Source organism: Cupriavidus basilensis, assembly GCF_029335485.1.
Classification (GTDB): domain Bacteria; phylum Pseudomonadota; class Gammaproteobacteria; order Burkholderiales; family Burkholderiaceae; genus Cupriavidus; species Cupriavidus basilensis_E.
Window position 1 is genome coordinate 1 of sequence record NZ_JARJLM010000181.1, and the last position, 8,975, is coordinate 8,975.

An 8,975-nucleotide genomic window follows, 5' to 3' on the forward strand; every position below is an offset into this window, starting at 1 on the left:
CCCGCATGGTTAATCCCATGCGGGTTTTTCTTTTATGGATCCGGCATTCGCCAGGATCCTCCCCGATAATTCCGGTCCATTCGGCGCGCCAGCACTACCGGTGAGGATGCGGCCATTTTGCAAACTCCGGCTTTCGGTCCGGCGCGGCCACTATCGCTGCCGCCCGAGTCGGCCGCGTATCTGCCCGGCGTGCCGCCGGTCCTGCCCAATATAATTCGTGCGCCACTTGCCATGGCGCCGCCGCATCAGCTCGCCTGGCGGCGGCTGATGCCGACGAAGTAGCGCACCAGCAGCGAGCCGGCGAGCGCCAGGCTGACACTATTGGCGAGCCAGAAGCCGCCGGCGCCCCGTGTGAAAGCGGGCAGGGAGCCGATCAGGCCGAATCCGAGTACGTAGCCGCCCCCCAGCCCCACGCCCCACAGCGACAGCGCGTAGATCAAGGTCGGCACCAGGGCGATCTTGTAGGCGCGCAAGATAAAGGCCGTCATCACCTGGACCGCGTCGAAGGCCTGGTAGAAGGCAATGAACACGATCAGGGGCAGTGCCGCCGCAACCACATCTGGATCTTTGGCATAGGCATGCAGCAGCGGGCCCCGCAGCAGCCAGAGCAGGACACCGGCCAGCACCGCAAGCATTGCCGCCAGGCAGATGCCCCGCCACGCAATGCGCCGCGCCGCGGCCGGGTCGCGCGCGCCGATGGATTGGGCCACCAGGGTCGAGGTGGCGATCGCCAGCGACAGCGGCAGCATATAGGCGACCGCGCTCAGGTTGGCGATGATCTGGTGGCCCGCCAGCACCACGGTGCCCATGCGCGTGATGAAAATCGACATCAGCGTGAACGAGGTGATCTCGATCAGGTAGGTCAGCCCCATTGGCACGCCAAGGCGCAACAGTGCGCGGATGGGCTGTGCCCGCGGCCAGGCCCAGCGGGAGAATATCCGTAGGGGATAGTAGGCCGCGTTGTAGCGCAGGATCAGGATGCCCGAGAGGCACCAGATCCAGCTGATCAGCGTCGAGGCCAGCGCGCAGCCCGGACCGCCCATCGGCGCCAGACCAAAGCCGCCGCCGATGAACCAGGCGTTGAGTGGAATCTTGACGCCCAGCCCGACCAGTTGCAGCACGGTCACCATCACCGGGCGCGACAGGGCATTGTTCAGCGCCGAATAGATGCGGAAGCCCAGCGCCGCAGGCAGGCCGAAGGCCTGGATATGCAGGTAGTACGATGCCTTTTCCACCAGTTCGGGCGGTGCATGCGCGAACGCCAGCAGCGGCCCGGGGAACGCAAGCAACAGCATGCCGGGCACGGCCAGTGCCAGCCCCAGCCAGGCGGCCTGCCGCACTTCGTCGCCGATCTCGGCGCTACGGCCGGCGCCATGCAGCTGCCCGGCGATCGGGGCGAGCGCCTGCAGCACGCCCATCAGGCTGATGTAGACGGTGATATAGATCGAGCCGCCCAGTCCGACCGCGGCGAGGTCGATGGCGGAGGCGCGCCCCGCCATGATGGTGTCGATGGTCCCGAAGGCGATCACGGCAAGCTGGCCGACCAGCACCGGGGCGGCCAGCGTGGCGATGCGGCGGATATCCTGTAGCGCGTTCATGCAAGGAGCGGAAGTGCCGACGCAAGCGGTCCGGACTGGCCGGGCAGCGCGTGCCAGCATGTGGCTCGCGGCGGGTCCGGTCAGCCGGCCCGGGCAGAGCCGTCAGTGGCGCGGCAGCCGGCGGATGGGCAGGCTGGGCTTGGGTGGTGCAACCCGCGACATATCGACCAGGCGATACATGCGGAAGCGTTCGTCACGGTCCGAGGGGCGGCGGCCTTCCCAGATCAGGCGCCACTCGAAGTGCGAAATGCTGGTGGGTTCGCCGTAGTCGACGGGGTCATGGCGCAGCAGGATGTCGCACCCGTCCGCCGGGCCGCCGAAGCGGAGATGGCCGAAATAGGCGAACGAAGCCAGCTGTGCATCGCCCATGCGGATCGGCTGCACGCAGTTGTAAGTGGCCGGCAGTGCCATCGAAGCGGCCTGCGCCACGTCGCGATAGGTCTTGCCGTAGTTGATCGATGGCATCCAGAGCGTCATCGCCAGCACCCACATCAGCGTGGTGCCCGCCGCCGAGATCACCACCGGACGCCAGATCTGCTTGGGCGCGCGCGACAGGCGCCAGCGCACGATCAGCACCCAGGCCGCCGTCACCAGCAGCGCATAGACGATCGCGCTGATGGTGAAATCCTGCTGGAAGCCCGGCAGCAGGCGATAGATATTGGCAGCGATGCGCGGCGGCTGGCCCGTCGTCCTGGCGATCCACATAAACCAGACGAAGCCGCCGAAGATGGTGAAGAAGAGCAGGGCGAACCAGTCGATCGCATTGATGGCGGCGCGCGTGAGCGTGGGCAGGCCGAAGGCTGCCAGCACTGCCATCGGCGGCAGCAGCAGGATGAACTGCACGTCGCCGGGCTGGCGCAGCAGGAAGAGCAGTAGCAGCGGCGGCATCAGCATCGCCAGCGGCAGCGCCACATGCGGCGCGCGGCGCATGCCGGACCAGCTCAGCCAGGCCCAGCAGGCGATCGGCCATACCGGCCAGGTAAACAGCAGCAGGTTGCGCGCGATGAAGTTAAGCGCGATGGCATTCGGCGCGCCATAGGTACGGCGGTCGTAGCGCGACCATTCGCGGATGAAGGTGACGGCATCGTTGGGATCGGTCGCGCCGAAATAGGCAGCCGCCATCCAGGCTGCCACCAGTGCGAGCGCCAGCGGTACGCTGACCACCAGCAGGCGCGGCAAGGGCAGGGGCTTGCAGGCGAAGCCGCAGACTACGACCGATGCCAGCAGCACCAGTGGTATGACGGGGCCGCTGGACAGTGTCAGCGCGCCCAGCCCGAGGCCGAGCCAGAGACCGCCCTGAATCGGCTTGTCCAGGCTGCGCACCATGCCATACAGGCTCATGGCGATGAAGGAAACCTGGCCGACCTGCGGCGTGGTTTCGTGGCCGCGCATGGCCAGGCCCACGCAGGCGAGGAAGATCAGCAGCGCCCCGTCAGCAAGCGTGCGGCCGTAGTCGCGGGCATTGGGCTGGCCCCCGAACACATAGGCAAAAGGCTGTACCTCGGCGCGCCGGCCCAGCAGATAGGTGGCGTACCAGATCAGGGCGCAGGTGCCGAAATAGAAAAGGGCGGTGGCCAGGCGCGATGCGTCCGGCGCGCCGAGCCAGCCGCCGAACAGGCGGATCATGGTGGCGCCCACCCAGAACACCAGCGGGCCGTCGTCTCCATAGGGGCGGCCCACGATGTTCGGCATCAGCCAGTCCTGCGGGCCTCCGGTAGCCAGTTGCCACATCACGCCGAAGCCGGCTGCGTCCTCGTTCTTCCACGGATCGCGGCCGAACAGGCCGGCCAGGCCGTAGATGATGCAGATGGCCAGCAGCAGCGCGCGGGGGAGCGTGCCGGTGGCGGCTGCGGTCAGGTGAACTCGGGAGGTCTTGGCTGCGCTCATTGATCGGTGGGCTGGGGGGCGGCCGGGTCGGGCGCCTCCGGTTGACTACGTCCGTTGCATCTGCTGCGTCCGCCATCCCCGCGCGGCGTGCCGGCGATAGGGGCAGGGTACGCGAAGAGGCCGGACAAAGTGCGCCTGGCGCGTGCCATGCGATGGCATCGCATGCGCGAAGACTGCAAAAGCAAAGAGGCAGCCGATGCTGCCTCTTTGCTTGGGTGCGCGGCGTCGGAGCATCGTCCGAGGCCGTGCAGCGAGCGGGCTCGCGGCGCGAATTACTTCGCGGCGGCCTTGCCCAGCTTGCTGCCGAACTTCTGGCGGAACTTCTCGACGCGGCCGGCCGTGTCCATGATCTTCTGGGTGCCGGTGTAGAACGGGTGCGATTCCGACGAGACTTCGATCTTGGCCAGGGGATATTCCTTGCCGTCGCGGGTGATGGTGTCGCGCGTCTGGATGGTCGAGCGGGTCACAAAGCTGAAGTCGTTCGATACGTCGAGGAACACGACTTCGCGATAATTCGGGTGAATGCCTTCTTTCATGGTCTTTCCTTTCAGGTTGGGTAGCCAGTCCGCTGCTTGCCGCGCTGCCGCTGCCAGGATGGCACAAAGCGCAACAGAAAGCGCAAAAAACGGGATGCGCTGCTTGCGCCGAATGCGCCGGCAGTGTTGCGGCGAACGAACCACTTGCCGATAACGGACAATCCGGGATTATCGCAGAAAAACAAAAAGCTGGGCAAGATTTGCGTGTGGCGGTCACGAGACGCTGCGGCGCGGCGAAATATCGATCTTCGGTCACATCGACGCGGGATCCTGCCGGTAAAACGTGACCAGGGCGGCATAAAGCACGGGCCAATATTTGCGCAAGCCCACCGGTTCGACGAAGAACGTCTCCGAGGCCACTGCAAAGAATTCGCTCGGGGCCTCGCTGCCGTAAGGATCGATCACCCGCAGCGCCGGCGGCAGCCGTTCGGGATGATCCCAGGCATGGTCCGATTGCGCATCGCAGGCTTCGGCAAAGCGGTCGTATTCGCTCAGCAGGGTTTCCGCCCACTGTTCGCGATCGACGCCCGGGTGGAGCACGCGGGAGAAGGGCGGTACGCCATCAGGCTCGCCGTCGAGCATGTCCAGCTTGTGGGCGAACTCATGGATGACCACGTTGTAGGCGTCGTCGGGGTGGGCGTGGCGCGCATTGAGTCCGCCGCCCGGGGTCTGCGCATCGGGCCAGGAAAGGATGACCGGACCATGCTCCCAGGCTTCGCCGCTGGCTTCCTCGACCACGCCATGCACCAGTCCGATGTCGTCCTCGACCGTGCGGCGGATCACGAATTCACCGGGATAGAGGACAATGCCGCGCCAGCCCCGGTACCACTCGATGCCGAGCTTGAGGATGGGCACGCAGGCCTGCACCGCCACGATGGTGACCATGTCGTCGGTGAGCGGCAGATCGTGCGCCGTGGAGTATTCCTTCTCGGCGATAAACAGCGTGGCGAGCTCGCGCAGCGCGGCGAGATCGGCCTGGCTGTATCGCTGCACGAACGGCAGGGCCGCCATCGTGTGTTCCCACAGCGCGTCGGGAATCGCGTAGTGCTCGAGTTTGCGCACGCGCGATCGCGCGCGCAGGAAGTGGCTCAGTCGGCCGAACATGAGGCTCCTGCAGGTATGGCATCGAGACGGCGCGCGTGCCAGGCCAGGAATGCGGCGTACCGGCAAGCCGGCCGCGCAAAGCAAAAAGGGCGCGCCGAGGCACGCCCTTCTTTTGCCATACCCGCGCTCAAAACCCGCGCGCGGTACCGCGAAGGATCAGCCGCCTCTGCGCATCATATCGAAAAACTCGGCGTTGTTCTTGGTCGCCTTCATCTTGTCGAGAATGAATTCCATGGCCTGTACTTCGTCCATGTCCGAGATGAACTTGCGCAGCACCCAGACCTTCTGCAGGATTTCCGGCTTGATCAGCAATTCCTCGCGGCGCGTGCCGGACTTGTTCAGGTTGATCGACGGATAGACGCGCTTTTCCGCCAGGCGGCGTTCCAGGTGCACTTCCATATTGCCGGTGCCCTTGAACTCTTCGTAGATCACGTCGTCCATGCGGCTGCCGGTTTCGATCAGTGCAGTGGCGATGATGGTCAGCGAGCCGCCTTCTTCCAGGTTGCGCGCGGCGCCGAAGAAACGCTTCGGGCGTTGCAGCGCGTTGGCGTCCACGCCACCGGTCAGCACCTTGCCCGAGGCCGGCACCACCGTGTTGTAGGCGCGTGCCAGGCGGGTGATCGAGTCCAGCAGGATCACCACGTCACGCTTGAGTTCGACCAGGCGCTTGGCCTTTTCGATCACCATTTCGGCGACCTGCACGTGGCGGATGGCAGGTTCGTCGAAGGTCGACGCCACCACCTCGCCGCGCACCGAGCGCAGCATTTCGGTCACTTCTTCCGGGCGCTCGTCGATCAGCAGCACGAACAGGTCGGCTTCCGGATGGTTGTTGGCAATCGCGTGCGCGATATGCTGCAGCATCACGGTCTTGCCGGACTTGGGCGATGCCACCAGCAGGGCGCGCTGGCCGCGGCCAATCGGCGCGATCATGTCGATGATGCGGCCGGTGATGTTTTCCTCGGCGCGGATTTCGCGTTCGAGCGTGAGCGGCCGGTTCGGGTGCAGCGGCGTCAGGTTCTCGAACATGATGCGGTTCTTCACCGCTTCGGGCGCCTGGCCGTTGACCTTGTCCACCTTCACCAGTGCGAAATAACGCTCGCCGTCCTTGGGGGTCCGTACCTCGCCTTCGATGGTGTCGCCGGTATGCAGGTTGAAGCGGCGGATTTGCGAAGGGCTGATGTAGATGTCGTCCGTGCTTGCCAGGTAGGAGGTTTCCGGCGAACGCAGGAAGCCGAAGCCGTCCGGCAGGACTTCCAGGGTGCCGTCTCCAAAGATGGTTTCGCCCAGCTTGGCGCGCTTCTTCAGGATCGCAAACATCAGCTCCTGTTTGCGCATCCGTTGTGCGTTGTCGATCTCGAGGGTCGCGGCCATTTCGAGAAGCGCAGACACGTGAAGCGATTTGAGTTCTGTCAGGTGCATAGACGAGGGGTACAGAGGCGCCCGGACGGGCTGGACCTAAAGGAAGGGGGAAGAAATGAGCGAACGCTCGGGGAAGTTGTTGGTGCCATCTTAGCACAATCCGGCCGGTGCGCCAGCGCAGGCGCACGCACGTCGGATTGTGGCTACACCGGGGCTGGCGCCTGATGGCGCGGCGCCCCGGTCAATCGACTTACAGATTGCCGTCGAGGAAAGCGGTCAGTTGCGACTTGGACAGCGCACCGACTTTTTGCGCCGCAACCGCGCCGTTCTTGAACAGGATCAGCGTGGGGATGCCGCGGATGCCGAACTTGGCCGGCACTTGCTGGTTCTCGTCGACGTTGATCTTGGCGATCTGCAGCTTGTCGCCGTAGTCCTTGGCCACTTCGTCAAGGATCGGGGCGATCATCTTGCAAGGACCGCACCATTCGGCCCAGAAGTCCAGCAGGACGGGCTTGTCTGATTGGAGCACGTCAGCGTCAAAGGAGGCGTCGCTCACATACTTGATTTGTTCACTCATGGCGGAAAACCTCTGGTTTCGCTCTGTTAAATTTGAAGGCGGGATTTGCCGAACCGCTACATTACACGAGTTTGCGCATACCCGTAGGCGGGCGCCCTGCCCGGCGCGGGCGAGCCCGCAAAGGGACAGCCGCAAAAGGCGGATACTGCCGATATGTTACCAGTTGACGGGAATTCAATACCTTGCGCGTCAACCGCACGTTGCGTCCGCCGCATGCGTTGGTGGAATCCAGCCAGGCCCGCTGTGCATTGGTGCATTTTGCCCGGGAAAACCGGCCCGGTGGAATCATTGTATTAATCGGGGCAAGAGCTTTTTTCAATCGCCGGCGCCCGAGAAAAGTGCCGCAAGGCCGATACGTATGATTTACGCCGCACTTGGCGGCGCAAAGTCACCCCCACGATGGGGGGCACCACCCTGGCGCTGCCCCACGCTATGGGATGGAGGCGGCCAGGCCATCCCGCTCCCCCGCGGCCCACCCCTGGCGGCAATGCCGTCCGGATTGGGCGGGGGCGCGCAGCCCTGCCGCGGCGGGTCGCGTGCCCGGAAGCCGCTGGCCGCACCGGTGCGGCGCAGCCGTCGCTGCGCGCGCCGGGACGCGTAGAATAGAAGCCTGCGCCAGACCTCGGTCCGGCGCCTTTCCGCGCAACATACAAGGCTATCGACCATGACGTCCGACACCCCTTCCAAGCCCGATCCGCAACAGCCGCCCGAGGTGGAGCACCTGAGCGACGCGCTGGCCCACATCAATAGCGCGGTCGAGCAGAACAGCATTGCCGGCGGCGCGGCCCGGGGGCTGCTCTACAGCATCATCGAAACGCTGGGCGCGCTGATCGGCGATCCCGACCTGCCCGAGCATGCCCGTTCGGGGTACCAGGGCTTGCTGGAGACCGCGCGCGAGATTCGCTCCCGCCTCGAGGGCGGCGGCCACTGAGGGCAACCCCGCGGGTTTTCCCGCGCTTTTTCCGTTTTGCCTGCGCGGCGCCAGGCGTTCCGGTGCCCTGGCACCCGGCGCCCAGGCGCCGGCCAGCGCCGCGCGCTACCGGCCGGGGCGCTCCACGTGCCATGACATCCGATCCGGCCGCCACTCTCGTTTCATGACCACGCTGCATTTTCGTCCCGGCCCCGACTTCCTGCCGCAGGCCGCCGCCGCGGCCTGGTATTTCCTCGATCGTTGCGGGGACCAGCAAGCCGCCGCGCACGTGGTCGTGCCCACCGCGGCGCAGATTCCCGGCGTGCGCCAGGCGCTCGATGCCGCCGCGCGCGCGGCCGGCGCGCCGCGCTTGCTGCCGCGCGTCCTCACGCTCGGCCACTGGCTGCTCGACCTGCCGCCCGATGCGGTGCCGGTGCGCAGCCATGCCGCGCGTCTGCTGGCGGTGCAGCAGGCCATCCGCGCGCAGGACTGGCTGCGGCGCGCGTTCGGCGCGCAGACCGAAGCCGCGGCCTGGGGGCTGGCGCAGACGCTGCTGACCATCAGCGACGAACTGAGCGCGCGCTGGCTCGACGACGACGCCATTCGCGACGAAGACGTCGATGGCGACGACCGCGCGGCGCTGCTGCAGGGCGCGCTGGAACGGACCTACGCGCATCTGTCGTCGCGTTTTCTCGGTGAGGAAGCGCGCATCGTGATGGCCTTCTGGCAGGCCCTGTCGGGCCCCGACGATCCGCTGCCGGCGCGCCGCCGCGCCCTGCACCGGCTGGCGCAGCACCTGGACGGCCCGGTCATCTGGCTCGGGCCCACGCCGCCCGCGCCGATCGAGGACGCCTTCCTGAAACAGGCCGCCGAACTCGTGCCGGTGATCCGCATTGGCTATGACTGGTCGGCGCAGCCGGCGCAAGGCGAAGGCAGCGGGCTCGAAGCCGGCGCCGATGATGCAGGGGCAGGGGAGAACGACTGGTACGACACCCTGCTGGCCC

7 protein-coding genes and 1 pseudogene are annotated in these 8,975 nt (G+C 66.1%); 2 read left to right on the top strand and 6 right to left on the bottom strand.

The features are described 5' to 3' along the window. Window positions 1–245 precede the first annotated feature (245 nt). The 6 genes from P3W85_RS10720 to trxA all read right to left on the bottom strand — a co-directional run bounded on the left by P3W85_RS10720 (window position 246) and on the right by trxA (window position 7,061). Complete coding sequence (locus P3W85_RS10720; RefSeq protein WP_276264773.1) at window positions 246–1,598, bottom strand: MATE family efflux transporter; 1,353 nt, start codon at window positions 1,596–1,598, stop codon at window positions 246–248. Window positions 1,599–1,700: 102 nt separating this feature from the next. After that, the gene (locus P3W85_RS10725) at window positions 1,701–3,485 is read right to left on the bottom strand and encodes an ArnT family glycosyltransferase (protein ID WP_017225510.1); all 1,785 of its coding nucleotides are present in this window, start codon (window positions 3,483–3,485) and stop codon (window positions 1,701–1,703) included. Between the two features lie 272 nt (window positions 3,486–3,757). Then, window positions 3,758–4,021 carry a type B 50S ribosomal protein L31 gene (locus P3W85_RS10730; protein WP_017225511.1) on the bottom strand — a complete coding sequence of 88 codons (264 nt, stop codon included), beginning with the start codon at window positions 4,019–4,021 and terminating at the stop codon, window positions 3,758–3,760. 252 nt (window positions 4,022–4,273) lie between these two features. Then, window positions 4,274–5,125 (bottom strand): M90 family metallopeptidase, encoded by an 852-nt coding sequence (locus P3W85_RS10735; protein ID WP_017225512.1) that lies wholly within the window; start codon window positions 5,123–5,125, stop codon window positions 4,274–4,276. Between the two features lie 156 nt (window positions 5,126–5,281). Then, on the bottom strand, window positions 5,282–6,544 hold the full coding sequence (gene rho / locus P3W85_RS10740) for a transcription termination factor Rho (protein ID WP_029043590.1): 1,263 nt from the start codon (window positions 6,542–6,544) through the stop codon (window positions 5,282–5,284). Window positions 6,545–6,734: 190 nt separating this feature from the next. Beyond that, a complete protein-coding gene (gene trxA / locus P3W85_RS10745) occupies window positions 6,735–7,061 on the bottom strand; it encodes a thioredoxin TrxA (RefSeq protein ID WP_010814265.1) in 327 nt (108 codons plus the stop codon). A 664-nt stretch (window positions 7,062–7,725) separates the two neighbouring features. Here trxA and P3W85_RS10750 point away from each other — a divergent pair. Then, window positions 7,726–7,992 carry a hypothetical protein gene (locus tag P3W85_RS10750; RefSeq protein WP_276264774.1) on the top strand — a complete coding sequence of 89 codons (267 nt, stop codon included), beginning with the start codon at window positions 7,726–7,728 and terminating at the stop codon, window positions 7,990–7,992. A gap of 163 nt (window positions 7,993–8,155) precedes the next feature. After that, window positions 8,156–8,975: pseudogene (locus tag P3W85_RS10755) on the top strand (PD-(D/E)XK nuclease family protein); the annotation flags it as partial.

Bases quoted from the DNA above. Each gene is read 5' to 3' on its own strand.
- trxA (WP_010814265.1), bottom strand. From the start codon at position 7,061: ATGAGTGAACAAATCAAGTATGTGAGCGACGCCTCCTTTGACGCTGAC.
- P3W85_RS10725 (WP_017225510.1), bottom strand. From the start codon at position 3,485: ATGAGCGCAGCCAAGACCTCCCGAGTTCACCTGACCGCAGCCGCCACC.
- rho (WP_029043590.1), bottom strand. From the start codon at position 6,544: ATGCACCTGACAGAACTCAAATCGCTTCACGTGTCTGCGCTTCTCGAA.
- P3W85_RS10730 (WP_017225511.1), bottom strand. From the start codon at position 4,021: ATGAAAGAAGGCATTCACCCGAATTATCGCGAAGTCGTGTTCCTCGAC.
- P3W85_RS10720 (WP_276264773.1), bottom strand. From the start codon at position 1,598: ATGAACGCGCTACAGGATATCCGCCGCATCGCCACGCTGGCCGCCCCG.
- P3W85_RS10735 (WP_017225512.1), bottom strand. From the start codon at position 5,125: ATGTTCGGCCGACTGAGCCACTTCCTGCGCGCGCGATCGCGCGTGCGC.
- P3W85_RS10750 (WP_276264774.1), top strand. From the start codon at position 7,726: ATGACGTCCGACACCCCTTCCAAGCCCGATCCGCAACAGCCGCCCGAG.